24 protein-coding genes and 3 tRNA genes are annotated in these 25,883 nt (G+C 61.8%); 24 read left to right on the forward strand and 3 right to left on the reverse strand.

All coding sequences use genetic code 11. From position 1 onward, the window contains the following. Window positions 1–4: 4 nt before the first annotated feature. From C5J22_RS04700 to C5J22_RS04710, 3 genes are all read right to left on the reverse strand, one after another. Window positions 5–1,726, reverse strand: coding sequence for a hypothetical protein (locus tag C5J22_RS04700; RefSeq protein ID WP_105437393.1), 1,722 nt, complete (start codon window positions 1,724–1,726; stop codon window positions 5–7). Window positions 1,727–1,730: 4 nt separating this feature from the next. After that, window positions 1,731–1,958, reverse strand: coding sequence for a hypothetical protein (locus tag C5J22_RS04705; RefSeq protein WP_105437394.1), 228 nt, complete (start codon window positions 1,956–1,958; stop codon window positions 1,731–1,733). A 411-nt stretch (window positions 1,959–2,369) separates the two neighbouring features. Next, window positions 2,370–2,445 (reverse strand) — tRNA-Val (locus C5J22_RS04710). A gap of 276 nt (window positions 2,446–2,721) precedes the next feature. On the opposite strand from C5J22_RS04710, the gene C5J22_RS04715 reads away from it, so the two are divergent. From C5J22_RS04715 to C5J22_RS04830, 24 genes are all read left to right on the forward strand, one after another. Next, window positions 2,722–2,798, forward strand: a tRNA-Asp gene (locus C5J22_RS04715). A 71-nt stretch (window positions 2,799–2,869) separates the two neighbouring features. After that, window positions 2,870–2,946, forward strand: a tRNA-Asp gene (locus C5J22_RS04720). 264 nt (window positions 2,947–3,210) lie between these two features. After that, window positions 3,211–3,576 (forward strand): NADH-quinone oxidoreductase subunit A, encoded by a 366-nt coding sequence (locus C5J22_RS04725; RefSeq protein ID WP_037080537.1) that lies wholly within the window; start codon window positions 3,211–3,213, stop codon window positions 3,574–3,576. After that, window positions 3,567–4,148 (forward strand): NADH-quinone oxidoreductase subunit B family protein, encoded by a 582-nt coding sequence (locus tag C5J22_RS04730; protein WP_037080534.1) that lies wholly within the window; start codon window positions 3,567–3,569, stop codon window positions 4,146–4,148. The genes C5J22_RS04725 and C5J22_RS04730 overlap by 10 nt, the downstream gene beginning before the upstream one ends. Before the next feature lie 31 nt (window positions 4,149–4,179). Beyond that, a complete protein-coding gene (locus C5J22_RS04735) occupies window positions 4,180–4,782 on the forward strand; it encodes an NADH-quinone oxidoreductase subunit C (RefSeq protein ID WP_046636651.1) in 603 nt (200 codons plus the stop codon). A gap of 77 nt (window positions 4,783–4,859) precedes the next feature. Further along, window positions 4,860–6,050, forward strand: coding sequence for an NADH-quinone oxidoreductase subunit D (locus C5J22_RS04740; protein WP_105424859.1), 1,191 nt, complete (start codon window positions 4,860–4,862; stop codon window positions 6,048–6,050). After that, complete coding sequence (locus tag C5J22_RS31575; protein WP_371411959.1) at window positions 6,047–6,307, forward strand: hypothetical protein; 261 nt, start codon at window positions 6,047–6,049, stop codon at window positions 6,305–6,307. Before C5J22_RS04740 ends, C5J22_RS31575 begins: the two co-directional genes overlap by 4 nt. A gap of 16 nt (window positions 6,308–6,323) precedes the next feature. Next, window positions 6,324–7,265 (forward strand): NADH-quinone oxidoreductase subunit NuoE, encoded by a 942-nt coding sequence (gene nuoE / locus C5J22_RS04750; protein WP_245440293.1) that lies wholly within the window; start codon window positions 6,324–6,326, stop codon window positions 7,263–7,265. Window positions 7,266–7,354: 89 nt separating this feature from the next. Next, window positions 7,355–8,659 carry an NADH-quinone oxidoreductase subunit NuoF gene (gene nuoF, locus C5J22_RS04755; protein WP_105437395.1) on the forward strand — a complete coding sequence of 435 codons (1,305 nt, stop codon included), beginning with the start codon at window positions 7,355–7,357 and terminating at the stop codon, window positions 8,657–8,659. 4 nt (window positions 8,660–8,663) lie between these two features. Next, the gene (locus C5J22_RS31975; RefSeq protein ID WP_305778775.1) at window positions 8,664–9,377 is read left to right on the forward strand and encodes a 5' DNA nuclease; all 714 of its coding nucleotides are present in this window, start codon (window positions 8,664–8,666) and stop codon (window positions 9,375–9,377) included. A 70-nt stretch (window positions 9,378–9,447) separates the two neighbouring features. After that, entirely contained in the window at window positions 9,448–11,529 is a 2,082-nt protein-coding gene (nuoG, locus tag C5J22_RS04765) for an NADH-quinone oxidoreductase subunit NuoG (protein WP_105437397.1), read from the forward strand. 8 nt (window positions 11,530–11,537) lie between these two features. Beyond that, window positions 11,538–12,581 carry an NADH-quinone oxidoreductase subunit NuoH gene (gene nuoH / locus C5J22_RS04770; protein ID WP_038593139.1) on the forward strand — a complete coding sequence of 348 codons (1,044 nt, stop codon included), beginning with the start codon at window positions 11,538–11,540 and terminating at the stop codon, window positions 12,579–12,581. Between the two features lie 39 nt (window positions 12,582–12,620). Next, entirely contained in the window at window positions 12,621–13,112 is a 492-nt protein-coding gene (nuoI, locus tag C5J22_RS04775; protein ID WP_037080524.1) for an NADH-quinone oxidoreductase subunit NuoI, read from the forward strand. A gap of 146 nt (window positions 13,113–13,258) precedes the next feature. After that, entirely contained in the window at window positions 13,259–13,873 is a 615-nt protein-coding gene (locus C5J22_RS04780) for an NADH-quinone oxidoreductase subunit J (RefSeq protein WP_046635483.1), read from the forward strand. Window positions 13,874–13,895: 22 nt separating this feature from the next. After that, window positions 13,896–14,204: an NADH-quinone oxidoreductase subunit NuoK gene (gene nuoK, locus C5J22_RS04785; protein WP_007772674.1), complete on the forward strand. Its 309-nt coding sequence runs from the start codon at window positions 13,896–13,898 to the stop codon at window positions 14,202–14,204. A 7-nt stretch (window positions 14,205–14,211) separates the two neighbouring features. Continuing rightward, window positions 14,212–16,212 carry an NADH-quinone oxidoreductase subunit L gene (gene nuoL, locus C5J22_RS04790; RefSeq protein WP_105437398.1) on the forward strand — a complete coding sequence of 667 codons (2,001 nt, stop codon included), beginning with the start codon at window positions 14,212–14,214 and terminating at the stop codon, window positions 16,210–16,212. Beyond that, on the forward strand, window positions 16,212–17,723 hold the full coding sequence (locus C5J22_RS04795; RefSeq protein WP_105437399.1) for an NADH-quinone oxidoreductase subunit M: 1,512 nt from the start codon (window positions 16,212–16,214) through the stop codon (window positions 17,721–17,723). The genes nuoL and C5J22_RS04795 overlap by 1 nt, the downstream gene beginning before the upstream one ends. 18 nt (window positions 17,724–17,741) lie before the next feature. Then, a complete protein-coding gene (gene nuoN, locus C5J22_RS04800; protein ID WP_105401029.1) occupies window positions 17,742–19,184 on the forward strand; it encodes an NADH-quinone oxidoreductase subunit NuoN in 1,443 nt (480 codons plus the stop codon). A gap of 2 nt (window positions 19,185–19,186) precedes the next feature. After that, complete coding sequence (locus C5J22_RS04805; RefSeq protein WP_105437400.1) at window positions 19,187–19,957, forward strand: biotin--[acetyl-CoA-carboxylase] ligase; 771 nt, start codon at window positions 19,187–19,189, stop codon at window positions 19,955–19,957. A 9-nt stretch (window positions 19,958–19,966) separates the two neighbouring features. Then, on the forward strand, window positions 19,967–21,634 hold the full coding sequence (locus C5J22_RS04810; RefSeq protein ID WP_105401031.1) for a ribonuclease J: 1,668 nt from the start codon (window positions 19,967–19,969) through the stop codon (window positions 21,632–21,634). 231 nt (window positions 21,635–21,865) lie between these two features. Next, on the forward strand, window positions 21,866–22,270 hold the full coding sequence (mce, locus tag C5J22_RS04815) for a methylmalonyl-CoA epimerase (RefSeq protein ID WP_105437401.1): 405 nt from the start codon (window positions 21,866–21,868) through the stop codon (window positions 22,268–22,270). A gap of 101 nt (window positions 22,271–22,371) precedes the next feature. Then, entirely contained in the window at window positions 22,372–22,641 is a 270-nt protein-coding gene (locus C5J22_RS04820; RefSeq protein ID WP_046605493.1) for a DUF1467 family protein, read from the forward strand. Between the two features lie 542 nt (window positions 22,642–23,183). Further along, a complete protein-coding gene (proS, locus tag C5J22_RS04825) occupies window positions 23,184–24,509 on the forward strand; it encodes a proline--tRNA ligase (RefSeq protein ID WP_105401033.1) in 1,326 nt (441 codons plus the stop codon). A gap of 55 nt (window positions 24,510–24,564) precedes the next feature. Then, window positions 24,565–25,872: a lipoprotein-releasing ABC transporter permease subunit gene (locus C5J22_RS04830; RefSeq protein ID WP_105437402.1), complete on the forward strand. Its 1,308-nt coding sequence runs from the start codon at window positions 24,565–24,567 to the stop codon at window positions 25,870–25,872. Window positions 25,873–25,883 lie beyond the last annotated feature (11 nt).

Consider the following 25,883-nt stretch of genomic DNA (forward strand, 5'->3'; position numbering starts at 1 on the left):
CGGTTCAGGCAACGCCCACACTCGGGAAGGCGGCCCAGAAGAGCGTCGAACCCGCCCCTTCGGCGGCGACCACCAGCAGGCTTTCGCCGGCATTCAACGTATGGCCGGTCTTGCCCGGGATCTTGTTGAAGAGCTGGGTGCCGTTGGTATTGATCGCCAAATCCGCCGATCCGGCATTGACGATATGAAACGGCAGTCCCACCAGCGAGGACGCATCCGACGAATTCGTGATCGCAGGCAGCGTGCAGACGAGCGCCGACGCGGCGTCGAAGGTGACGAGGCCGGCATCCAGCGGATGCAGCACGGTGTCTGCAGTCTTGAGCGTCGACTTCATTCCGATTCCGAAGCGGGGATAGATGAAGCTGTTGCCTCCCCTGACCTCCAGGTCCCCTTGATTCTCCCCTGCGTCGCCGCGAATGTTGAATGCCGCCAATCCGTTGCGGGTCTGATCGGTCCACAGACCTGATAGCATCGCGTGGCGGCCAATTCCGCGCGCGCCGTGAAACTGGCTGGTTGCTGAAGCCGTGTCGAAATCGGTAATCGTCGTGTTGCTGCTGTAGAACCGGCTGAAGCCGGTGGCGCGTCCGACGACGTCGGCATTCTTGTCGCCGGGCACTTCTGAGATGTTGAGATCGCAGCCCTGTGCGTTCTCCACGTAAATCCCGGCGCCGGAGCCGCCTTCCACATCCACGCCGAGGAAGCGCGAGTTGGAGACGAACGCGCCTTCATGGCGGGAGCTTAATTCGAAACAGGGCATGCCCCAGGACGAAAGCATCAGCGAGCCGCTGCCGGACGCTATTATGGCCGGGGAGGTGAAGGCCTTGCCGATCTGGATCGTATTGCCGCTCACCGACTTGACGACATGGACCCGCCCGGCGGTGATCCCGTAATCGCTGCTCGTGAACGCGACCGGCATGCGCGCCCGGAATTTGCTGCCGTCGGCAACGGCGATATTCGCCGAACCGTTGGAGAAAGTCGCGCTCACCGCAAGCTCGGTCCGGTTGAAGGCGTTGTTCTGGATGCGGTCGGCATACATCTCGTTCAGACGGGCGCCGTCTCCGCCGGCCTCGAATACGATACCCCGGCAGAGCCGATTGTCTCGTCCATCGGCGGGAATGATGTTGAAGAGCGAATCGAAGCGGCTGTTTCCGGGCATCAGGGTCGAACCGGGCAGCAACGAAGCATAATACTGGCCGTTTTCGCAAAGATGCGTCCAGACCCGGGAAACGTCCGTGTGCATGAAATTGGCAAGGAACATGCCCCAGTCGCTGCAGTCGCGGATGAAGAGGTCATGGATGGTGGAAAACTGCAGGCCGATATTGTTCACCGCGCCGATGCTGACGGCGCGTGTGAAGCCGGTAAAGCCGATATGCTCGCACCGCCAGCCGGTAATGCAGTCGGCGGTGATCGTCGCGGACGGCGAGCCAAGGTCTGCGTCATTGGCGGCAAAAGCCGGAAAGGAGCCGTCGCCGGCAAGCACGGTGCCGCCGACGAAATCCCATCCGCTGTCCGGCAGGGTGTCGTTGAGATAGGTCAGCACCGGCTGCACGCCCTGGTAACCGATGCCGGAGGCGACCGGGAGCGGTCCCGTAAGCGTGATCACCGCATCCGGCAGCAGGATGGTGCCGCCGCCGCCCGCCGCGACGGCTGCCGCATGTACGGCTCGGATTGCCGCTTCGGTGGCATCTGAGGGAATGTAGAGTTTCGGAATTTGGCGCGATGGCATCGTGTCAGTCCTCCAGGCCGATGAATCGGCTGATCGTGAGTTGGCTGATGGTGAGCTGATTGTTTTCTGCGTCGGCGAGCGCGTTGCCTTCGGCATCCATCAGGGTGAACCCGTCGTCTTCGGGCGACTCACCGCCGCCGATGGAAAAAGTGCCGGGACCAGTCAGGGAAAGTCCGAGATCCAGCATCATCTCCTCCCGCCGCGAACGCTCGCCGTCCGGCACCGAGCGCATCCGCCGGCGCCTCCCATGTTGATGCTGTGTCTGAAATGATGTTTCCCCATTCCTGTCTCCTCGTGCTCCAGACTGCGCCCGAGCGTCTATCCGCAGACGGGCAGCAGTTCGGAACCGATTTTAGGAACGGGTTGAGCAGCGGGGACGAAGTGGCGGAAAAGATTCGCTGAATGATGGATGGCACCCGGAAGCGTTCGGCGGCGAAACGCCTGATATGCCTCGCGGATCGGAGGCTGTGGGACGGCGGGAATGGAGCGAGCTGTCACGCTCACGGCGGCTGTTCTTCCCCGCGACAGCCAACAGAATCGAGTGGGATTGCGAGCGCTCGACCGAAACTGAAGCGCGAGACGTAGCGACACGATCTCCCGGAAGAGGGAAAACTCGAAGTAGAGGCAGGAAAGAGGGTGGGAATGGTGGGCGATGAGAGACTCGAACTCCCGACATCCTCGGTGTAAACGAGGCGCTCTACCAACTGAGCTAATCGCCCGTTCGCGATTGCGGAGCCTCAAGGCCCGCCGCGTCGGTGGCCGTGATCTATGCGGATCGCGGAAAAACCGCAAGGGCTTTCATGATGTTTTTTTGAAAATTTTGGGGAAGAGCCGACTGGACAGGGGCGTATATGGGACAGGAGAGGGCAAAGCGACGAGACGTCATCCTTTTGTCTTGAAACGCGCTTGACACCCGATCACGAACCTCTTAGTTAGCCGCTCAACCGAGCGATTGAGGTCGCCCGGCCAAGAGGTTTCGACCTCAAGAGAAATGCGCGGGTGTAGCTCAGTTGGTTAGAGTGCCGGCCTGTCACGCCGGAGGTCGCGGGTTCGAGCCCCGTCACTCGCGCCATTCTCTTCTTCGAACAACCCGCTTTTTACGCTTCTTGGGCGTAGGGGGCGAGCCGTCAGTCGGCATTATGCGCGGGTGTAGCTCAGTCGGTTAGAGTGCCGGCCTGTCACGCCGGAGGTCGCGGGTTCGAGCCCCGTCACTCGCGCCATTTACCATCCGAGAGGACGCCCTTCCCAATATGATTTGGCCATTGCCAGTCCCTGACGATCACGGCCGGAGGCTGTCGCCACGATGCGGCCGCTGATAATCGTTTGAACTGCTCCATTTTGGCGCAGGATGCGACATTCAAAAAGCTTGCGCCGGGGCTTCGGCTGCGCTAACCACGGCTTGTTGCAATGCACGTTCGCTTTGCCTGTGCATTGATATTCAGGCGTCGTCTCCCGACGCTTCAGGCAAGCTGGGATCGAATACAATGAGTGAACTCCTCACTTCCTATATCCCGATCGCGATTTTCATCGGCATTTCCCTGGTGATCGGCATCGCGCTTCTGGTTGCGCCGTTCGCCGTCGCCTACAAGGCGCCCGATTCGGAAAAGCTGTCGGCCTACGAATGCGGCTTCAACGCCTTCGACGATGCGCGCATGAAGTTCGACATTCGCTTCTACCTGGTCTCGATCCTCTTCATCATCTTCGACCTCGAAGTGGCCTTCCTTTTCCCGTGGGCGGTATCGTTCGGTGCGATTGGCTGGTTCGGCTTCTGGTCGATGATGGTATTCCTCGCCGTTCTGACGATCGGCTTCATATATGAATGGAAGAAAGGAGCGCTGGAATGGGAGTAGTCGACAACGGCAGCACTCTCGTCGCGCCACAGCCCAAGGGCATTATCGATCCGAATACGGGCAAGCCCATCGGCAGCGACGACGCGTTCTTCGGCGAGATCAACAATGAGCTCGCCGACAAGGGTTTTCTCGTCACCTCCACGGACGAGCTGATCACCTGGGCCCGCACGGGCTCGCTGATGTGGATGACCTTCGGCCTCGCCTGCTGCGCGGTCGAGATGATGCAGCTTTCGATGCCGCGTTATGACGTCGAGCGCTTCGGTTTTGCGCCGCGCGCCTCGCCACGTCAGTCGGACGTGATGATCGTCGCCGGCACGCTGACCAACAAGATGGCGCCCGCGCTCCGCAAGGTCTACGACCAGATGCCGGAGCCGCGTTACGTCATCTCCATGGGCTCCTGCGCCAATGGCGGCGGTTATTACCACTATTCTTACTCGGTGGTGCGCGGCTGCGACCGCATCGTACCGATCGATATCTATGTTCCGGGCTGTCCCCCCACGGCGGAGGCACTGCTCTACGGCGTGCTTCTGCTGCAGAAGAAGATCCGACGGACCGGCACGATCGAGCGCTGAGGCCAGAGGCTAAGGGTAATTGGACAAGATCATGAGTGAAGCCCTGAACGAGCTTTCGACCTACATCCGCGAAGCGCGTCCGTCCCTCGTGGCGGATGCGGAAATCGCCTATGGCGAGCTGACGCTGACCGCGACGGCGGAAAACCTGCTGCCGCTGCTGACCTTCCTGCGCGACGACGTGCAGTGCGGGTTCATCAGCTTCATCGACATCTGCGGTGTGGATTATCCGGCGCGCGAAAAGCGCTTCGACGTGGTCTATCACCTTCTGTCGCCCCGCCAGAACCAGCGTATCCGCATCAAGGTCGCGACCGCCGAGGACGAGCCGGTTCCGTCTGCCTGCCCGGTCTACCCGGGCGCCGACTGGTTCGAGCGCGAAGCCTGGGACATGTACGGCATCCTGTTCACCGGCCATCCGGACCTGCGCCGCATCCTGACGGACTACGGTTTTGAAGGCCATCCGCTGCGCAAGGACTTCCCGACCACCGGTTTCGTCGAGGTCCGTTACGACGACAACGCCAAGCGCGTCGTCTATGAGCCCGTCGAGCTGCGCCAGGAATTCCGCAGTTTCGATTTCCTCTCTCCTTGGGAAGGCACGGACTACGTGCTCCCCGGGGACGAAAAGGCCAAAGCCTAAGACCGGCGCATCCGCGCCAGCCGAATGCACGTCTTTCCCGCCCGGTGCGATCCGCCGCCCGGCATGGAGCAAGCAGTATGACCGAACACAACGTCCGCAACTTCAACATCAATTTCGGACCGCAGCATCCGGCGGCGCATGGCGTGTTGCGCCTTGTCCTGGAGCTTGATGGCGAAATCGTCGAGCGCGTCGATCCGCATATCGGTCTTTTGCACCGCGGCACCGAAAAGCTGATCGAGACCAAGACCTATCTGCAGGCGATCCCTTATTTCGACCGCCTCGACTACGTCGCGCCGATGAACCAGGAACATGCTTTCGCTCTCGCCGTCGAAAAGCTCCTGGATATCCAGATCCCGATCCGCGGCCAGCTGATCCGCGTGCTCTATTCGGAAATCGGCCGCATCCTATCGCATCTTCTCAACGTCACCACGCAGGCGATGGACGTCGGCGCGCTGACGCCGCCGCTCTGGGGTTTCGAAGAGCGCGAAAAGCTGATGGTGTTCTACGAGCGCGCCTCGGGCTCGCGCATGCATGCGGCCTATTTCCGTCCGGGCGGCGTCCATCAGGACCTGCCGCCGGAACTGGTCGAGGATATCGGCATCTGGTGCGATGAATTCCCGGCAAAGCTCGACGACATCGACGACCTGCTGACCGGCAACCGCATCTTCAAGCAGCGCAACGTCGACATCGGCGTCGTCAAGCTCGAAGACGCCTGGGCCTGGGGCTTTTCCGGCGTCATGGTCCGCGGTTCGGGCGCTGCCTGGGACCTGCGCCGCTCGCAGCCCTACGAGTGCTATTCCGACCTCGAATTCGACATCCCGATCGGCAAGAACGGCGATTGCTACGACCGTTACCTGATCCGGATGATCGAGATGCGTGAGTCCGTGAAGATCATGAAGCAGTGCGTCAATCGCCTGCTCGGCGATGCCAGGACCGGCCCGTTCTCGTCTACGGACGGCAAGGTCGTGCCGCCGAAGCGCGGCGAGATGAAGCGGTCGATGGAAGCGCTGATCCATCACTTCAAGCTCTATACCGAAGGTTACCACGTTCCGGCCGGCGAGGTTTATGCGGCGGTCGAAGCCCCGAAGGGCGAGTTCGGCGTCTTCCTGGTCGCCGACGGCACCAACAAGCCGTACCGCTGCAAGATTCGCGCGCCGGGTTACGCCCACCTCCAGGCGATGGATTTCATCTGTCGGGGTCACCAGCTGGCCGACGTCTCGGCGGTGCTCGGCTCGATCGACATCGTCTTCGGCGAGGTGGACCGCTGATGCTCCGCGCCGTCGTTTTCGCTGCCCTCGTCTCTGCTGCCCCGGTTGCGTTCGCGCAGCAGGCGCAGACGGATGGCGCGATTTCGACGCAAGGCGGCGGATCGAGGTCGATGAAGGATCTCCTGTCCGAAGGATATGAGATCAAGTCATCCGTTCCCAGTGGAACAAAGTTCATAGTGTTCATGCAGAAAGACAAGTCTGCCTATGCCTGCGAATTCGTGACGCTCACGAGATCGCGGTGTGGATCCATAAACTGATAAGGCGTGGAAAAGAATGTCCGTTCGTCGATTAGCCGAAGACCAGGTGCAGCCGGCAATTTTCGCCTTCAATGACGAGAATTCCGTCTGGGCCGAGGCAACGATCAGGAAATATCCGGCAGGCCGGCAGCAATCGGCTGTCATCCCGCTCCTGATGCGTGCGCAGGAACAGGATGGCTGGGTGACCCGTGCGGCGATCGAGTTCGTCGCAAACAAGCTCGACATGCCCTATATCCGTGTCCTCGAAGTCGCGACCTTCTACACCCAGTTCCAGCTGAAGCCGGTCGGTACCCGCGCCCATATCCAGGTTTGCGGCACCACGCCCTGCATGCTGCGCGGCGCCGAGGACCTGATGAAGGTCTGTCAGCACAAGATTCACCACGATCCGTTCGCGCTGAATGCCGATGGCACGCTGTCGTGGGAAGAAGTCGAATGTCAGGGCGCCTGCGTCAACGCACCGATGGTCATCATCTTCAAGGATGCCTATGAGGACCTGACGCCGCAGCGCCTGGAAGAGATCATCGACGCTTTCGAAGCCGGCAAGGGCCACGAAGTGAAGCCCGGCCCGCAGATCGACCGCATCTTCTCGGCCCCCGAGGGCGGCCCGCAGACGTTGAACGACGAGATCAAGCCGGTCCGCACCAATCTCGACCCACATCCGAGCGCCGAAGAGGCCGCGGCAGCTGCAAGCATTCCTCCGGCCGATGCCGGTCGTCCCAAGGACACGGCGCCGGAGACGGACCCGAAACTGAAGACCCCTGCCACCGCCCCGGCGGCCGCCGCCGCGAATGCCAAGGCCGCGGAGAAGCAGCCGCTCTCGGCGACTGCGAAGAGCAAACCGGCTCCGAAGACGCCCGGCAGTGCAGCGGAAGGCGCGCCGCCGGAACCGGGCGCGGTCTCCGGGGACTTGAAGCCGAAGCGCACGCGGCGCAAGACCACGACTGAAGGTGAGTCGTGACATTTGAGAATTTGTGTGCGGCCTTTGCAAAAGGCTGCAATATATCGACTGGCAACCGGCTTAATCGCGACGGACTTGTGGAATAGATCATGTTGAAAGATCAGGATCGCATCTTTACCAATATCTACGGCCTCAAGGACAAGTCCCTGAAAGGCGCGATGAGCCGTGGCCATTGGGACGGCACCAAGGAGATCATCGAGAAGGGCCGGGACTGGATCATCAACGAGATGAAGGCTTCGGGTCTTCGCGGCCGCGGCGGCGCAGGCTTCCCGACCGGGCTCAAATGGTCCTTCATGCCGAAGGAGAGCGACGGCCGCCCGCATTACCTCGTGGTCAATGCCGACGAATCCGAACCCGGCACCTGCAAGGACCGCGAAATCATGCGCCACGATCCGCATACGCTGATCGAAGGCTGCGTCATCGCCGGTTTCGCCATGGGCGCCAACACGGCCTATATCTATGTGCGCGGCGAATACATGCGCGAGCGCGAGGCGCTGCAGGCGGCGATCGACGAGTGCTATGATTTCGGCCTGCTCGGCGGCAACAACAAGCTCGGCTGGGATTTCGACATCTACGTCCACCACGGCGCCGGCGCCTATATCTGCGGCGAAGAAACCGCGCTGCTCGAAAGCCTCGAAGGCAAGAAGGGCCAGCCGCGCCTTAAACCCCCGTTCCCGGCAAATATGGGCCTCTACGGCTGCCCGACCACGGTCAACAACGTCGAATCGATCGCGGTTGCTCCGACCATCCTGCGCCGCGGCGCCGGCTGGTTCTCGTCCATGGGCCGTCCGAACAATGTCGGCACCAAGCTGTTCATGCTCTCCGGCCACGTCAACAAGCCGTGCACCGTCGAAGAAGTGATGGGCATCACCTTCCGCGAGCTGGTCGACAAGCATGCCGGCGGCATCCGCGGCGGCTGGGACAATCTGCTGGCGGTCATTCCGGGCGGCGCATCCTGCCCGATCGTGCCGGCCAAGGACATCATCGACTGCCAGATGGATTTCGACGGCCTGCGTGCCGTCGGCTCCTCCTTCGGCACCGCCGGCGCCATCGTCATGGACAAGTCCACCGACGTCATCAAGGCGATCGCCCGCATCTCGGCCTTCTTCAAGCACGAGAGCTGCGGCCAGTGCACGCCGTGCCGCGAAGGCACTGGCTGGATGTGGCGGGTGCTGGAGCGCATGGTCAAGGGCAATGCCCAGAAGCGCGAAATCGACATGCTGTTCCAGGTGACCAAGCAGATCGAAGGTCACACCATCTGCGCGCTCGGCGATGCGGCGGCCTGGCCTGTCCAGGGCCTGATCCGGCATTTCCGTCCGGAGATCGAAGCACGTATCGACCAGTATACCCGAAACGCGACGGCGCATGGTGCCGTCCTGGAAGCTGCGGAGTAGTCACGTGACGAAGTCGGGCAAAGAGCATGAACGGGAGGCGGCGGATCGTCCGGCGCTCGATCCAGCACGCATGCCCGATTTTTCCGAGGCGATGAAGCTCAATCCGCTGATGGCGAACATGGCTGCCGCAACCGCGATCGGTTTCGGTATTGCCACCCAGATGGCTGGCGTCTTCTTCGGCGCGCTGCAGGGCGCGATGGAAGCGGGCAACCGCCAAAAGGCCGCCGATCCAAATCCGGCTGAGGCCTCTCCGATTGCGGAAACGACAGCCCCTGCGGAAACGCCGGCGGCTGCGGAACCGGTCGTCGCAGCAGCGCCGGCGAAACCGGTCGCCGAAAAGCCGAAGGCGCCCCGCAAGGCAGCTGCTCCGGTTCTCAAGGCGGCACCCGTTGCCGAACCGGTCAGGAAGCCGGCCGCCAAGGCTGTGCCGGCGAAAGCTGCGCCCAAGGCCGCTCCTAAGGTTTCGTCCAGGCAGCCGGCCCCGGTAAAGCCGGCGAAGGCGAAGACGGCCAAGGCACCTGCGGGCGGCGACCTGAAGCAGATTTCGGGCATCGGTCCGAAGCTGGCGGAAGTGCTGAACGGCCTGGGCGTGACGAGCCTTGCGCAGGTCGCGGCCTGGAACGAGGCCGATATCGCCCGTTTCGACAAGGAATTGGGTTTCGAGGGACGCATCAGCCGCGACGACTGGGTCGGCCAGGCGAAAGCTCTGTTGAAATAAAAGAATATGTCCCCGAGTCGCCTGACCCCCAGGAGACCCAAAGGATGGAACTAAGGACGTAAGTGAGACGATGGTTAAGCTGAAGGTTGACGGCAAAGAGGTCGAAGTTCCGGATCATTTCACGCTGCTTCAGGCATGCGAGGAAGCCGGCGCCGAGGTCCCGCGCTTTTGTTTCCACGAACGTCTTTCGGTCGCCGGCAATTGCCGCATGTGCTTGATCGAAGTGAAGGGCGGACCGCCGAAGCCGGCAGCCTCCTGCGCCATGGGCGTGCGCGATGTCCGCGGCGGCCCGAACGGCGAGCTGCCGGAAATCTTCACCAATACGCCGATGGTCAAGAAGGCCCGCGAAGGCGTGATGGAATTCCTGCTGATCAACCATCCGCTGGATTGCCCGATCTGCGACCAGGGCGGTGAATGCGATCTGCAGGACCAGGCGATGGCCTTCGGCATCGACAGTTCCCGCTACACGGAAAACAAGCGCGCCGTCGAAGACAAGTATATCGGCCCGCTGGTCAAGACCGTGATGAACCGCTGCATCCACTGCACGCGCTGCGTCCGCTTCACCACCGAAGTCGGCGGCATTTCCGAACTCGGCCTGATTGGCCGCGGCGAGGATGCCGAGATCACCACCTATCTCGAAAGCGCGATGACATCGGAATTGCAGGGCAACGTCATCGACCTTTGCCCGGTCGGTGCGCTGACCTCGCGTCCCTTCGCCTTCACCGCCCGTCCGTGGGAACTCAACAAGACCGAATCGATCGACGTCATGGACGCCGTCGGCTCGGCGATCCGCGTCGATACCCGCGGCCGCGAAGTGATGCGCATCATGCCGCGCGTCAACGAGCAGGTGAACGAGGAGTGGATCTCCGACAAGACCCGTTTCATCTGGGACGGCCTGAAGACCCAGCGCCTCGACCGGCCTTACGTCCGCAAGGACGGCCGCCTTCAGGCTGCGTCCTGGGGCGAAGCCTTCGGCGCCATCAAGGCTGCCGTTTCCGCAACGTCCGCTGCAAAGATCGGCGCGATCGCCGGCGATCTGGCGTCGGTCGAGGAAATGTACGCCCTGAAGGAACTGATCCGGTCGCTCGGATCGGAAAACCTCGACTGTCGCCAGGACGGGACGGCGCTTGATCCGTCGCTCGGCCGTGCAAGCTACATCTTCAACCCGACCATCGAAGGCATCGAACAGGCCGGCGCTCTGCTCCTGGTCGGCGCCAATCCGCGCATCGAGGCCGCAGTCCTCAACGCCCGCATCCGCAAGCGCTTCCGCCGTGGCAACTTCCCGATCGGCGTGATCGGCGAAGTCAGCGAACTGCGTTACGTCTACGACTATCTCGGCGCAGGCGCCGAAACGCTCACCGACCTCGCGTCCGGCGCAAACAGCTTCGCCGACAAGCTGCGGGCTGCAAAGAACCCGATGATCATCGTAGGGCAGGGGGCTCTTTCCCGTGCCGACGGCGCGGCGATCCTTAGCTCGGCCGCCCAGCTTGCCGGCTCGGTCGGCGCGCTGACCGACGAGTGGAACGGCTTTGCCGTCCTCCACACTGCCGCTGCCCGCGTCGGTGGCCTCGACCTCGGCTTCGTGCCGGGTGCGAACGGCGCCAATGCCAGCGCCCAGCTGGCCGGCATGGATGTCCTCTTCCTGCTCGGCGCAGACGAGCTCGACTTCTCCAAGAAGGGCGCCAAGTTCACTGTCTATATCGGCAGCCATGGCGATGCCGGCGCGCACAATGCCGACGTCATCCTGCCGGGTGCGGCCTACACCGAAAAGTCGGGAACCTGGGTCAATACCGAAGGCCGCGTCCAGATGGGCAACCGCGCCGGCTTCGCGCCCGGCGAGGCTCGCGAAGACTGGGCGATCATCCGCGCGCTCTCCGACGTGCTCGGAAACAAGCTGCCTTTCGATTCGCTGAGCGCCCTGCGTGCGAAACTCTATGCGGATTACCCGCATTTCGCGGCTATCGACGAGATTGCGGCGGGCTCGGTGAACGAAATTGCCGCACTTGGCCAAAAAGCCGGTGGTATGACGAAGTCCGGGTTTGCGTCGCCGATCAAAGACTTCTATTTGACGAACCCGATCGCTCGCGCGTCTGCCGTCATGGCTGAATGCTCGGCATTGGCCCGCAACAATTTCCAGGCTGCGGCGGAGTAAGTTTGAACATGGACTCGTTCTTTTCCATCTACGTCTGGCCGGGCATCGTCATGGTCGCGCAGTCGCTGCTGCTGCTGGTCTGCCTGCTCGTCTTCATCGCCTATGTTCTGCTTGCCGACCGCAAGATCTGGGCGGCCGTGCAGCTGCGCCGCGGCCCGAACGTCGTTGGCCCCTTCGGCCTGTTCCAGTCCTTCGCCGACCTTTTGAAGTTCGTCTTCAAGGAGCCCGTCATTCCGGCTGGCGCCAACAAGGCCGTCTTCCTGCTCGCGCCGCTGGTTGCCGTGCTCCTGGCCCTGTCGACCTGGGCTGTGGTGCCGCTCGCGGACGGATGGGTCATCGCCAACATCAACGTCGGCATCCTCTATATCTTTGCGATCTCCTCGCTCGAAGTCTACGGCATCATCATGGGTGGCTGGGCTTCGAACTCGAAATATCCGTTCCTCGGCGCGCTCCGTTCGGCGGCGCAGATGGTCTCCTACGAAGTCTCGATCGGCTTCGTCATCGTCACCGTGCTCCTCTGCGTCGGCTCGCTGAACCTGACCGATATCGTCAATGCCCAGCATGACGGTCTTGGCACGAGGATGGGCCTGCCTGCCTCGTTCCTCGATTGGCACTGGCTGGCGCTGTTCCCGATGTTCGTGGTGTTCTTCATCTCGGCGCTCGCCGAAACGAACCGCCCGCCCTTCGATCTTCCCGAAGCGGAATCGGAACTGGTCGCCGGCTTCATGGTCGAGTACGGCTCCTCGCCTTACATGATGTTCATGCTCGGCGAATACGCAGCCGTCTGCCTGATGTGCGCGCTGACGACCATCCTGTTTCTCGGGGGCTGGCTGCCGCCGGTCGATATCTGGCTCCTCAACTGGGTACCGGGCATCGTCTGGTTCATGCTGAAGTCGATGCTCGTCTTCTTCATGTTCGCCATGGTGAAGGCCTTCGTACCGCGTTACCGCTATGACCAGCTCATGCGTCTTGGCTGGAAGATCTTCCTGCCGCTGTCGCTTGCCATGGTCGTCATTACCGCATTCGTGCTGAAGCTGGCTGGGTGGGCATGACCATGACCGTCCAGGCTTCCGGCATCATTGGAGAATAATATGGCAAGTCTCGGCCAAGCCGTGAATTCGCTGTTCCTGAAGGAGTTCGTCGGCGCGTTCTTCCTGTCGATGCGCTACTTCTTCAAGCAGAAGGCGACGATCAACTACCCGTTCGAAAAGGGTCCGGTCTCTCCGCGTTTCCGCGGCGAACATGCGTTGCGCCGTTATCCGAACGGCGAGGAACGCTGCATCGCCTGCAAGCTCTGCGAGGCGATCTGTCCTGCCCAGGCGATCACCATCGAGGCAGGTCCCCGCCGCAACGACGGCACCCGCCGCACGGTGCGTTACGATATCGACATGGTGAAGTGCATCTATTGCGGCTTCTGCCAGGAAGCCTGCCCGGTGGATGCGATCGTCGAGGGCCCGAATTTCGAATTCTCGACCGAGACGCGCGAAGAACTCTATTTCGACAAGGCGCGTCTCCTGGAAAACGGCGACCGCTGGGAGCGCGAAATCGCTCGCAACATGGCAATCGATGCGCCCTACCGCTAAGGCGGGGTGATTTGTCCGGTGCCGCCCATTCAGCGGGTAGTGCGCCGGTGACATCTGGATGAAATACCCGGCGCATATCACAAGGCCGGGTTTCGACGGGTAGGGGCATTCGCTCCGATCCCGGTGACGGACGAAAAGGCACCACGATGGGTCTGCAGGCAATCTTCTTCTATCTCTTCGCGTTCATCGCGGTGGCATCGGCGTTCATGGTCATTTCGGCCAAGAACCCGGTGCACTCGGTGCTGTTCCTCATTCTGGTCTTCTTCAACGCTGCCGGTCTCTTCCTGCTGACGGGCGCCGAGTTCCTGGCGATGATCCTGCTGGTCGTCTATATCGGCGCTGTCGCGGTGCTCTTCCTCTTCGTCGTCATGATGCTCGATATCGACTTTGCGGAATTGCGCTCGGGCGTGCTGCAATATGCGCCGATCGGCATGCTGGTCGGCCTCATCGTCGCCGCCGAACTGGTAGTCGTCATCGGCGGCAGCGTGCTGACGCCGGAAGCGGCCAAGGCTATCACCATGCCGATCCCGAATCCGGCCAGCCGCACCAACACGGCGGCGTTAGGCGACGTGCTCTATACGAACTACGTCTACTTCTTCCAGATCGCCGGTCTGGTGCTTCTGGTGGCGATGATCGGCGCGATCGTGCTGACCCTGCGTCACCGCACCAATATCAAGCGACAGGATGTTTCCAAGCAGGTGGCCCGCACGCCGGCGACAGCCGTCGAAGTGGTCAAGGTCAAGCCGGGCCAGGGCGTCTGAGGCGGGAAAAAGGAATAAAGACATGGAAATCGGACTTTCCCATTACCTCACGGTCAGCGCCATCCTCTTCACGCTCGGCGTTTTCGGCATCTTCCTGAACCGCAAGAACGTCATCATCATCCTGATGTCGGTGGAGCTCATCCTGCTCTCGGTCAACCTGAACATGGTGGCCTTCTCCTCCTTCCTGAACGACATCGTCGGCCAGGTCTTCGCATTGTTCATTCTGACCGTGGCGGCCGCCGAAGCGGCCATCGGTCTTGCAATTCTCGTCGTCTTCTACCGCAACCGCGGTTCGATCGCCGTCGAAGACGTCAATATGATGAAGGGCTGATCGGGTCATGATCTACAAGGCAATCGTCTTTCTTCCCCTGATCGGCTTCCTGATCGCCGGCCTGTTCGGCCGTTCGATCGGCGCAAAGGCATCCGAATACGTCACCAGCGGCCTGATGATCATAGCGGCCGTGCTCTCCTGGATCGTCTTCTTCAACGTCGCGCTCGCCCATGGCGAAGCAGGCGAGGTGATCAAGGTTCCGGTCATGCGCTGGATCCAGTCCGGCGGCATCGACGTCGAATGGGCTTTCCGCGTCGACACGCTGACGGCGGTCATGTTCGTCGTCGTCAACACCGTCTCGACGCTCGTGCATGTCTATTCGATCGGCTACATGCACCACGACCCGCATCGGCCGCGCTTCTTCGCCTACCTGTCGCTGTTCACCTTCGCAATGCTGATGCTGGTTACGGCCGACAACCTCGCCCAGATGTTCTTCGGCTGGGAAGGCGTCGGTCTCGCCTCCTACCTGCTCATCGGCTTCTGGTACAAGAAGCCGTCGGCCTCGGCTGCCGCGATGAAGGCCTTCATCGTCAACCGCGTCGGCGACTTCGGGTTCGTTCTCGGCATTGCCGGCGTCTTCGTGCTGTTCGGCTCGATCAGCTTCGAGACGATCTTTGCGGCTGCCGCCACCTATCTGCCGGCTGCGGGTGCTCCGGAAGCGTCTCAGGTCATCGCCAACATCTTCGGCATGGAACTGACCAAGAGCGGCGCGATCACCATCGTCTGCCTGCTGCTGTTCATGGGCGCGATGGGCAAGTCGGCGCAGTTCCTGCTGCACACCTGGCTTCCGGACGCCATGGAAGGCCCGACCCCGGTGTCTGCGCTCATTCATGCCGCGACCATGGTCACCGCCGGCGTCTTCCTCGTCGCCCGCATGTCGCCGATCTTCGAACTGTCGCCCAACGCCCTGCTGGTCGTGACGATCATCGGCGCGATCACCGCCTTCTTCGCGGCGACCGTCGGCCTCGTCCAGAACGACATCAAGCGCGTCATCGCCTATTCGACTTGCTCGCAGCTTGGCTACATGTTCGTGGCGCTCGGCCTTGGCGCCTATGGCGCGGCGATCTTCCACCTCTTCACCCACGCCTTCTTCAAGGCGCTGCTGTTCCTTGGCGCCGGCTCGGTCATCCATGCCGTCGATGGCGAGCAGGACATGCGCTACATGGGCGGCCTCAGGAAGCACATTCCGGTCACTTTCTGGATGATGACGATCGGCACGCTGGCGCTGACCGGCGTCGGCATCCCGGGAACCATGTTCGGCTTCGCCGGCTTCTTCTCCAAGGACGTGATCATCGAAAGCGCCTATTCGTCCCATTCGGCGGCGGCGGGTTTTGCCTTCACGCTTCTGGTCATCGCCGCGCTGTTCACCAGCTTCTATTCCTGGCGTCTCGCTTTCATGACCTTCTTCGGCAAGCCGCGCGCGTCGGCCGACGTCATGCACCATGTACACGAATCGCCGATGGTCATGCTGGCGCCGCTCTATATCCTCGCCGCCGGTGCGGTTCTCGCCGGCGTTCTGTTCGAAGGTTATTTCTTCGGCCACGAATATGCCGAGTTCTGGAAGGGTGCGCTGTTCACGCTTCCGGAAAACAAGATCCTCGAAGAGTTCCATCACGTGCCGGTCCTGGTCGCCTGGAGCCCCTTCATCGCCATGGCGGTCGGCTTCGTCACGGCCTGGTATTTCTACATCAAGTCGCCTTCGACGCCCCGTCGTCTCGCCGCTTCGCAGAAGGTCCTCTACGAGTTCCTGCTCAACAAGTGGTATTTCGACGAACTCTACGACTTCCTCTTCGTCCGCTCCGCCAAGGCGCTCGGCCGGTTCCTGTGGAAGAAGGGTGACATCGGCGTCATCGATACCTACGGCCCGAACGGCGTTGCCGCCCGCGTGGTCGACGTCACCAACCGGGTGGTCAAGCTGCAGTCCGGTTATCTTTATCACTATGCGTTCGCGATGCTGATCGGCATCGCCGCCCTCGTCACCTGGATGATGCTCGGGAGCTCGATCTAATGACCGACTGGCCAATTCTCTCGACGGTCACCTTTCTGCCGCTGGTCGGCGTACTGTTGCTGCTTCTGACACGGGAAGACGGCCCCTTCGGGCGCCGTAACATCCTCAACGTCTCGCTGTTCACGACGGTCTTCACCTTCATCGTCTCGCTGTTCATCTGGATCGGTTTCGACAATTCGAATGCCGGCTTCCAGATGGTCGAGAAGCACGACTGGCTCGGCAGCGGCATCTCCTATCATCTCGGCGTCGACGGCATTTCCATGCTGTTCGTCATCCTGACGACCGTCCTGATGCCCTTCTGCGTGCTCGCCAGCTGGAATACGATCGAGAAGCGCCTCAAGGAGTACATGATCGCCTTCCTGCTTCTGGAAGTGGTCATGACCGGCGTCTTCGTTTCGCTCGACGTCGTTCTCTTCTACGTCTTCTTCGAAGCGACCCTCATCCCGATGTTCGTCATCATCGGCGTGTGGGGCGGCAAGGATCGCGTCTACGCCTCCTACAAGTTCTTCCTCTATACGCTGCTCGGCTCGGTGCTGATGATGCTCGCCATCATGGCCATGTACTGGCAGGCCGGCACCACAGACATTACCGCGCTCCTGAAATACGGCTTCCCGGCCGGCATGCAGACCTGGCTCTGGCTCGCCTGCTTTGCGGCCTTCTCGGTCAAGATGCCGATGTGGCCGGTCCATACCTGGCTTCCGGACGCGCACGTCCAGGCTCCGACCGCTGGCTCGGTGATCCTGGCCGGTGTCATGCTGAAGCTCGGCGGTTACGGGATGATCCGTTTCTCGCTCGCCATGTTCCCGATCGCATCCGAACATTTCGCGCCGCTGGTCTTCTCGCTGTCGGTCATCGCCATCATCTACACCTCGCTGGTGGCGATGATGCAGGACGACATCAAGAAGCTGATCGCCTATTCGTCGGTCGCCCACATGGGTTACGTGACCATGGGGATCTTTGCCGCCAACGTGCAGGGCGTGCAGGGCGCGATCTTCCAGATGCTGTCGCACGGTATCGTGTCGGGCGCACTCTTCCTCTGCGTCGGCGTTGTCTACGACCGTCTCCACACCCGTGAGATCTCGGCTTATGGCGGTCTCGTCAACAACATGCCAAAATACGCCGTCGCCTTCATGATCTTCACCATGGCCAATGTCGGCCTGCCGGGCACGTCCGGCTTCGTCGGCGAATTCCTGACGATCATCGGCGTCTTCCGGGTCAACACCTGGGTCGCCCTGTTTGCGGCCACCGGCGTCATCCTCTCGGCCTCCTACGCGCTCTGGCTCTATCGCCGGGTGATCTTCGGGGCGCTCGAGAAGGAAAGCCTCAAAGGCCTGCTCGACCTTTCCGGCCGCGAAAAGCTGATCCTCTATCCGCTGATCGCGATCACCATCTTCTACGGCTTCTATCCGGCGCCGATCTTCGATGCGACGGCAGCATCGGTAGACCTGCTGGTGAACAATTATTCCGCAGCCCTGGCAGCAGCGAAAGACCTTGCACTCAACGTGCACTGAGACGGGACACGACTGGACATGACCGCTGAAATTCTCTCCCTAAGCCTGCAGCTCTCGATGCCGGAGATCATCCTGGCCGTGGGCGCGCTCGCTCTTCTGATGATCGGCGTCTTCTCCGGCGACAAGTCCGCGCCGACGGTGACGGGGCTTGCGGTAGCACTGCTGGCGGTCGCCGGCCTCTGGCTGATCTTCATGCCCGGAGAGGGCGTGGCCTATGGCGGCGCCTTCAAGCTGGATGCCTTCGGCCGCTTCATGAAGGTCCTGGCGCTCATCGGTTCGATCACCGCCATGGTCATGTCCGTCGGCCATGCGAAGTCGGATCAGCTCAACCGCTTCGAGTTCCCGGTGCTTCTGGTTCTGTCGACGCTGGGCATGCTGCTGCTGATCTCGGCGAACGACCTGATCGCGTTCTATCTCGCCCTCGAACTGATGTCGCTGGCGCTCTACGTCATCGCTGCCTTCAACCGGGACAGCCTGCGCTCGACCGAAGCCGGCCTCAAATATTTCGTCCTCGGCGCGCTCTCCTCCGGCATGATGCTTTACGGCATGTCGCTGGTCTACGGCTTCACCGGCAATACCGGCTTCGAAGGCATCGCCAAGGTTCTCTCCGCCGAAACCCGTGGCCTGGGCCTCATCTTCGGCATGGTCTTCGTGCTCGCCGGCGCCTGCTTCAAGATTTCCGCCGTGCCGTTCCACATGTGGACGCCGGACGTTTATGAAGGCGCGCCGACCCCGGTCACCGCCTTCTTCGCGGCGGGCCCGAAGGTTGCCGCCATGGCGATCCTGGTGCGCATCGTGTCCGACGCCTTCCTGCCGCTCGTTGCCGACTGGCGCCAGATCATCGTCTTCGTGTCGATCGCCTCCATGCTGCTCGGCTCGTTCGCCGCGATCGGCCAGCGCAACATCAAGCGACTGATGGCCTATTCCTCGATCGGCCACATGGGCTACGCGCTGGTCGGCCTTGCCGCCGGCTCCGAGACGGGCGTCTCCGGCGTCGTCCTCTACATGACCATCTATATGGTCATGACGCTGGGTACCTTCGCCTGCATCATGGCGATGCGCCGCAAGGAAGGTGGCAATGTCGAGAATGTCGACGATCTCGCCGGCCTGTCGTCCACCAAGCCTTTCATGGCGATCGTGCTGACTGCGCTGATGTTCTCGATGGCCGGCATTCCGCCGCTGGCAGGCTTCTTCGCAAAGTATTTCGTGTTCGTCGCGGCGATCGAAGCCAAGCTCTATGCGCTGGCCGTCATCGGCGTGCTCTCCTCGGTCGTCGGCGCCTACTACTACCTGCGCATCGTCAAGCTGATGTGGTTCGATGAAGCCAAGGGCGAGTTCGCCCGTATCTCCGGCGAGCTGCGCCTGGTCTTCGGTCTCTCCGGCCTGTTCGTCGTGGCCTATGTGCTGATCGGCGGACCGATCGGCACGGCGGCAAGTGCCGCCGCGAAGTCCTTCTTCTGAGAATGCCCGGAGCAAGGGGCCGTTTCTCGCTCGATGCGTTCCGTCACGAGGCGCTCGACGAGGTCGGATCCACCAATAGCGAATGTCTCGCCCGCGCTCGCGCGGGCGATTCCGGTTTGTTGTGGCTGACCGCAACGCGCCAGCTCGCCGGCCGCGGCCGCCGTGGCCGGGCCTGGACATCGGAACCCGGCAATCTCTATGCTTCGCTGCTGCTGATCGATCCTGCACCGCCGGAGAGGATCGGCTCGCTGCCGCTCGCGGTCGCGGTCGCCGTCCATGCCGCAGTCAGGTCGGTTCTGCCGCCGGGCGGCGAGCCGCTCGACGTCAAATGGCCGAACGATATCCTGATCGGCCGCAAGAAGACCTGTGGCATCCTTCTGGAGGGCGAGGGGCTGCCGGATGGCCGCCGCGCGCTCGTCATCGGTATCGGCATCAATATCCGGCACATGCCCGATAGTGCAGCCTACGCGGTCACGCGGCTTGCTGATCACGGCGCCAACGTCTCTCCGGAGGAGCTTTTCGCGCATCTTTTCAGAGAGATGGCTCAGGTTCTGGAATCCTGGGATGAGGGCCGGGGCACGCCGGAAATCAGCCGGCGCTGGCGCGAGGTCGCCTGCGGCATCGGCGAAAAAATCACCGTGAACCTGCCGGACCGCTCGCTTGTTGGTACATTCGCAGGTATCGATGACAAAGGATTTTTGCTGCTCGACACCGGACTGGGCGCGCTAACGTCGATCGCCGCCGGTGATGTATTTTTTCAAGGAATGGAATAGACAAAGAAAATGGCAAACCAAGAAGAACTGGTGTTTCTGCCGCTTGGCGGCGTCGGCGAGATCGGCATGAACCTCGCCCTCTACGGCTATGGAACGCCGGAGAAACGCCAGTGGATCATGGTCGATTGCGGCGTGACCTTTCCGGGACCGGACCTACCGGGCGTCGATCTAGTGCTGCCGGATATCCGCTTCCTCGCCAGCCAGCGCAGCCATCTCAAGGCGATGATCATCACTCATGCGCATGAGGATCACTACGGCGCCATGAACGACCTCTGGCCGGGTCTCAACGTGCCCGTCTACGCGTCGCCGTTCACCGCCGGCATGCTGGAAGCCAAACGCAACTACGAAGGTTCGCGCGCCGAAATCCCGGTGACGATCTTCAAGGCCGGCGACCGCATCAATATCGGCCCGTTCGAAATCGAGGCGATCGGCGTCAACCATTCGATCCCCGAGCCGATGTCGCTGGTGATCCGCACCCCGCTCGGCAACGTCGTCCATACCGGCGACTGGAAGATCGACCACGCGCCGTCGCTCGGGCCGTTCACAGACGAGGCTCGCTTCCGCAAGATTGGCGACGAAGGCGTGCTGGCGCTTATGTGCGACAGCACCAACTCCATGCGCGAGGGCGTTTCGCCCTCCGAGGAGGAAGTCTCCGAAGGCCTGCGCAAGATCATCGAGGCGGCCGAGGGCAGGGTGGCGATCACCACCTTCTCGTCGAATGTCGGCCGCATCCGGTCGATCGCCCAGGCCGCGGACGCTGCCGGCCGCGAAGTCCTGCTGCTCGGCTCGTCGCTGAAGCGCGTCGTCGGCGTCGCCCGCGATATCGGCATCATGGAGGGCCTGAAGCCCTTCATCGCCGAGGACGAGTACGGCTATATCCCGCGCGACAAGATCGTGGTGATCCTGACCGGTAGCCAGGGCGAGCCGCGCGCCGCACTCGCCAAGATCGCCCGCGACGAGATGCGCCACGTGGCGCTGACGTCAGGCGATACGGTGGTGTTTTCCTCGCGCACCATCCCCGGCAACGAGAAGGCGATCATCGAGATCAAGAACGGCCTGATCGAGCAGGGTATCAAGATCGTCACCGACAGCGATGCGCTCGTCCACGTCTCCGGCCACCCGCGCCGCAGCGAACTGGTTCAGATGTACGAGTGGACCCGCCCGCAGATCCTCGTGCCCGTCCACGGCGAGGCCGCGCATCTGACGGCCCAGGCCGAGCTCGGCGCATCCGTCGGCATCAACAGCATCCCGCGCGTCAGGAACGGCAATATTCTGCGTCTGGCGCCCGGCCCGGCCGAGGTGATCGGCGATGCGCCGCATGGGCGCATCTTCAAGGACGGCAAGCTGATCGGCGACTTCGAGGAAATGGGCATCGGCGACCGCCGCAAGCTCTCCTTCGTCGGCCATGTCTCCGTCAACGTCCTGCTCGATGCCCGCTATGACTTCGTGACCGATCCCGATCTCATCGCCTTCGGCCTGCCGGAATTCGACGATGAGGGCGAGGACATGGAGGACACGCTTTATGACGCGGTGCTCGGCGCCGTCGAAAGCATTCCGCGCGCCCGTCGCAAGGATCTCGACATGGTCCGCGAGGCGATCCGTCGCGCCGTCCGCTCCACCGCCAACGAGGCCTGGGGCAAGAAACCGATCGTGACGGTGTTCGTTACGCGTCTCTGAGGGGACGGGTTGTTTGCCCCTCACTTGCGATTTCTAACACTTAGCCTTTGGCTAAGATGTTGAAATCGCTATCTCTCCCGCAAGGGGAGAGATAAGAGTGCCGCGGCGCCGCAGTCCTACCTCCCCCATGGCGGGGGAGGAAGAAAAATCAGCATCTTAGCCGGAAGGCTAAGTGCTAGATTTTTCAGGTGAGGGGGCGGGAATGGATGCAGTTCCCGAAGGAGGACAGACATGCTCGGACGCGTCAATCACATCGCCATCGCCGTGCCGGATCTTGGCGTCGCGACCACGACCTATCGCGATACGCTCGGCGCACGCGTCTCCCAGGCCCAGGCCTTGCCGGAGCATGGCGTCACCGTGGTCTTCGTCGAACTCCCCAACACCAAGGTGGAGCTGCTCGAGCCGCTCGGACCCGATTCGCCGATTGCGGCCTTCCTCGAGAAGAACCCGTCCGGCGGCATGCACCATATCTGCTACGAGGTAGACGATATCATCGCCGTCCGCGACAAGCTGAAGGCGTCCGGTGCGCGGGTCCTCGGAGACGGCACTCCAAAGACCGGAGCCCATGGAAAACCTGTGCTTTTCCTGCATCCGAAGGACTTCAACGGCACCCTGGTCGAGCTCGAACAGGTGTGAGTCCCGCAGCTGTGACATCACGTCAGGCGATGCAGATTTGAGCTTGTGGGCCTTTAGGCCTATAAGGCGCCCATTCTTCGAACCGGAATCGAGTCGAGACCATGCCGCTTTTGACGGTCGCCGCCATCTACTTCATCATCTGGTGGACCGTGCTCTTCATCGTCCTTCCACTCGGCTATCGCAGCCAGCAGGAAGACGGCGAGGTGACCAACGGTACTGTGGAAAGCGCCCCGGCCCGGTTTCGCGGCGGCCGCGTCATCCTGCTGACGACGGTGATCTCGACAGTGCTCTATCTGGGCTACTACGTAGCATCCGCCTATTTCGGCGTCGGCATTGCCGATATCCCCGTCATTGTGCCGACCTTCGACTGAAGCGCACGAATAAGGCAGGATCGTCGGAAGCCTGTCATTCCTCTGTCATGATTTGCAGGCATAGGAGCGGCGGCGAAGGCACCCGCGTGACCCGTTCGACTGGCTAAAAAGCAAAAAAAAACAAGGCGGTTAAGCCTTGTTTCTAGTGTCGCGTGATCCTTAACCGTTACCGGGGCTGCGACAAGCGCGCCTAAGATCTGATCCTCCCAAGACTTGACCGCGAAATGGCAAGAATTTGAACTCCTTGCCTCTTTTGTGAGCTGAACCTAGCCCAAAGGATGTGCTTTGTCATCCGCTTTTTTTGTATTTTTGCTACACTTCGATAAAATTTTTCGGTTGACAAAAATGTCGCACACTTGCCACGAAATCCCCGCTTTTGGCAGGTCTGGAAGTGCCGGCGCAGATTCGTGAACAACGTGCGATTCATGCTGGGGCGGGTTCCCTTGGGCCTGAGGAACGGCTATGTACCCTCCCAATATTGTTGAAGAAAATGGCCGATTCCTCGCCTGCCGGGGGTAGGCCTGGCAACCTCGGAAATCGCGATGCGCCTGTCCCGCTATTTTATGCCCATCCTGAAGGAAAACCCCAAGGAAGCGGAAATCGCGTCCCATCGGCTGATGCTGCGTGCCGGCATGATCCGCCAGCAGAGCCAGGGCATCTATTCCTGGCTGCCGCTCGGCAAGCGGGTGCTCGACAAGGTCAACGCCATCATCCGCGAGGAGCAGAACCGTGCCGGCGCCATCGAGGTGCTGATGCCGACGCTGCAGTCCGCCGAACTCTGGCAGGAAAGCGGCCGCTACGATGCCTATGGCAAGGAAATGCTGCGCATCAAGGACCGCCAGGAGCGGCCGATGCTCTACGGCCCCACCAACGAGGAAATGATCACGGACATCTTCCGGTCCTACGTCAAATCCTACAAGAACCTGCCGCTCAACCTCTATCACATCCAGCTGAAGTTCCGTGACGAAATCCGTCCGCGCTTCGGCACCATGCGCTCGCGCGAGTTCCTGATGAAGGACGCCTATTCCTTCGATCTGACCAAGGAAGCCGCCGAGCATTCCTATCGCAAGATGTTCACCGCCTATCTGCGCACCTTCTCCAGGCTTGGCCTCAGGGCGATCCCGATGCGCGCCGACACCGGCCCGATCGGCGGCAACCTGTCCCACGAATTCATCATCCTGGCCGAGACGGGTGAGTCGGAAGTGTTTTCCCACAAGGATTTCGTCAACTTCGACATCCCCAGCACGGACACCAATTTCGATGACGTCGAGGCCATGCAGGCGGTCTTCGATAAGTGGACGTCCGTCTATGCCGCGACCTCGGAAATGCACGACGAGGAAGCCTTCAACGCCATTCCCGAGACCGACCGGCTTTCCGCCCGCGGCATCGAGGTCGGCCATATCTTCTATTTCGGCACCAAATATTCCGAGCCGATGGGCGCCAGGGTGCAGGGACCGGACGGCAAGGAACACCCTGTCCACATGGGTTCCTACGGCATCGGCCCGACACGCCTTGTTCCCGCCATCATCGAAGCATCGCATGACGACAACGGAATCATCTGGCCGGCATCGGTCGCGCCGTTCGACGTCGTGGTCATCAACATGAAGCCCGGCGACGAGGCCTGCGACCGGATCTGCGAAACGCTCTATGGCGGTCTCGCGACGGTCGGCAAGGACGTGCTCTACGACGACACGGACGAGCGTGCCGGCACCAAGTTCGCGACCGCCGACCTGATCGGCGTGCCGGTCCAGGTGATTGTCGGACCCCGCTCCGCCGCGTCAGGCGAAGTGGAGGTCAAAGACCGCAAGACCGGCGAGCGCGAAACGCTGACCGTCGAAGCGGCCATGAACAGGCTCGCCGGCCGATAAAGCCGGCAGGCGTATCACGGCGGATTTCCCGCCTTCGGCAGGTTGAGGAAATGGCATGGCGAGTGTCGCGGCGAATGGTGAAGCGGTAAAGGCGGGTGGTTCGCCTGCGGCCGGTCCTTTCTCGGCTTTCGAGCGGATGGTCGCCTGGCGCTACCTGCGCTCGCGCCGCCGCGAGGCCTTCATCTCGGTCATCGCCGGTTTTTCCTTCATCGGCATCATGCTCGGCGTCGCGACGCTGATCATCGTCATGGCCGTGATGAACGGTTTCCGCACCGAGCTGATCTCGCGCATTCTCGGCATCAACGGCCACATGATCGTCCAGCCGATCGACGGGCCGCTCACCGATTACGCCGAGCTCACCCAGAAATTTGCGGCCGTCCCGGGTGTCAGGATGGCGCTGCCGCTGGTCGAGGGCCAGACGCTGGCATCGGGCCGTGGCGGTGCAGGTTCCGGCGCTCTGGTGCGCGGCGTCCGCCCGGAAGATCTCGAAAAGCTGTCGGAGGTTGCCGGCAACGTCAAGTCCGGCGATATGGTCGGTTTTGCCTCGGGGCAGGGGGTTCTGGTCGGCTCCAGGCTCGCAGCCCAGCTCGGCCTCTCCGCAGGCGACCAGATCACGCTGATCTCGCCGGAAGGCGACGTGACGCCGATGGGCGTCAACCCGCGCGTCAAATCCTATCCGGTGTCCGGCATTTTCGAGATCGGCATGTCGGAATACGACGCGACGATCATCTATATGCCGCTCGAGGAATCGCAGCTCTATTTCAATGCCGACGGCATCGTTCAGTCGATCGAGCTGTTCATCGACAATCCCGACAATGTCGACGAACTGCGCCCGAAGATCGAGGCCGCGGCCGGCCGCCAGATCTTCATCACCGACTGGCGGCAGCGCAACCAGACCTTCTTCTCCGCGCTTCAGGTGGAGCGCAACGTCATGTTCATGATCCTGACCCTGATCGTGCTGGTGGCGGCGCTCAATATCATCTCCGGCCTGATCATGCTGGTGAAGGACAAGGGCAGCGATATCGCTATCCTGCGCACCATGGGTGCGGGTGCGGGCGCTATCATGCGCATCTTCTTCATGACCGGGGCGGCGATCGGCCTCGTCGGAACGTTCGCAGGCGTCCTGCTCGGCGTGGTCGTCTGTCTCAACGTCGAATCGATCCGCCAGTTCTTCTCCTGGATCTCGGGTACCATCCTCTTCGATCCGCAACTCTATTTCCTCAGCCAGCTGCCGGCGGAGATGAGCTTTGGCGAGACCTTCTCGGTGGTCATGATGGCGCTCGTCCTCTCCTTCATCGCCACCATCCTTCCGGCATGGCGGGCCTCCCGGCTCGATCCTGTCCAGGCCCTTCGATACGAATAGGACCCACATCC

The organism is Neorhizobium sp. T25_13 (genome assembly GCF_002968675.1).
Taxonomy (GTDB): domain Bacteria; phylum Pseudomonadota; class Alphaproteobacteria; order Rhizobiales; family Rhizobiaceae; genus Neorhizobium; species Neorhizobium tomejilense.

Coding starts and splice junctions, on each gene's coding strand:
- C5J22_RS04700 (WP_105437393.1), bottom strand. CDS start 1,726: ATGCCATCGCGCCAAATTCCGAAACTCTACATTCCCTCAGATGCCACC.
- C5J22_RS04705 (WP_105437394.1), bottom strand. CDS start 1,958: ATGCGCTCGGTGCCGGACGGCGAGCGTTCGCGGCGGGAGGAGATGATG.
- C5J22_RS04725 (WP_037080537.1), top strand. CDS start 3,211: ATGAGTGAACTCCTCACTTCCTATATCCCGATCGCGATTTTCATCGGC.
- C5J22_RS04730 (WP_037080534.1), top strand. CDS start 3,567: ATGGGAGTAGTCGACAACGGCAGCACTCTCGTCGCGCCACAGCCCAAG.
- C5J22_RS04735 (WP_046636651.1), top strand. CDS start 4,180: ATGAGTGAAGCCCTGAACGAGCTTTCGACCTACATCCGCGAAGCGCGT.
- C5J22_RS04740 (WP_105424859.1), top strand. CDS start 4,860: ATGACCGAACACAACGTCCGCAACTTCAACATCAATTTCGGACCGCAG.
- nuoE (WP_245440293.1), top strand. CDS start 6,324: ATGTCCGTTCGTCGATTAGCCGAAGACCAGGTGCAGCCGGCAATTTTC.
- nuoF (WP_105437395.1), top strand. CDS start 7,355: ATGTTGAAAGATCAGGATCGCATCTTTACCAATATCTACGGCCTCAAG.
- nuoG (WP_105437397.1), top strand. CDS start 9,448: ATGGTTAAGCTGAAGGTTGACGGCAAAGAGGTCGAAGTTCCGGATCAT.
- nuoH (WP_038593139.1), top strand. CDS start 11,538: ATGGACTCGTTCTTTTCCATCTACGTCTGGCCGGGCATCGTCATGGTC.
- nuoI (WP_037080524.1), top strand. CDS start 12,621: ATGGCAAGTCTCGGCCAAGCCGTGAATTCGCTGTTCCTGAAGGAGTTC.
- C5J22_RS04780 (WP_046635483.1), top strand. CDS start 13,259: ATGGGTCTGCAGGCAATCTTCTTCTATCTCTTCGCGTTCATCGCGGTG.
- nuoK (WP_007772674.1), top strand. CDS start 13,896: ATGGAAATCGGACTTTCCCATTACCTCACGGTCAGCGCCATCCTCTTC.
- nuoL (WP_105437398.1), top strand. CDS start 14,212: ATGATCTACAAGGCAATCGTCTTTCTTCCCCTGATCGGCTTCCTGATC.
- C5J22_RS04795 (WP_105437399.1), top strand. CDS start 16,212: ATGACCGACTGGCCAATTCTCTCGACGGTCACCTTTCTGCCGCTGGTC.
- nuoN (WP_105401029.1), top strand. CDS start 17,742: ATGACCGCTGAAATTCTCTCCCTAAGCCTGCAGCTCTCGATGCCGGAG.
- C5J22_RS04805 (WP_105437400.1), top strand. CDS start 19,187: ATGCCCGGAGCAAGGGGCCGTTTCTCGCTCGATGCGTTCCGTCACGAG.
- C5J22_RS04810 (WP_105401031.1), top strand. CDS start 19,967: ATGGCAAACCAAGAAGAACTGGTGTTTCTGCCGCTTGGCGGCGTCGGC.
- mce (WP_105437401.1), top strand. CDS start 21,866: ATGCTCGGACGCGTCAATCACATCGCCATCGCCGTGCCGGATCTTGGC.
- C5J22_RS04820 (WP_046605493.1), top strand. CDS start 22,372: ATGCCGCTTTTGACGGTCGCCGCCATCTACTTCATCATCTGGTGGACC.
- proS (WP_105401033.1), top strand. CDS start 23,184: ATGCGCCTGTCCCGCTATTTTATGCCCATCCTGAAGGAAAACCCCAAG.
- C5J22_RS04830 (WP_105437402.1), top strand. CDS start 24,565: ATGGCGAGTGTCGCGGCGAATGGTGAAGCGGTAAAGGCGGGTGGTTCG.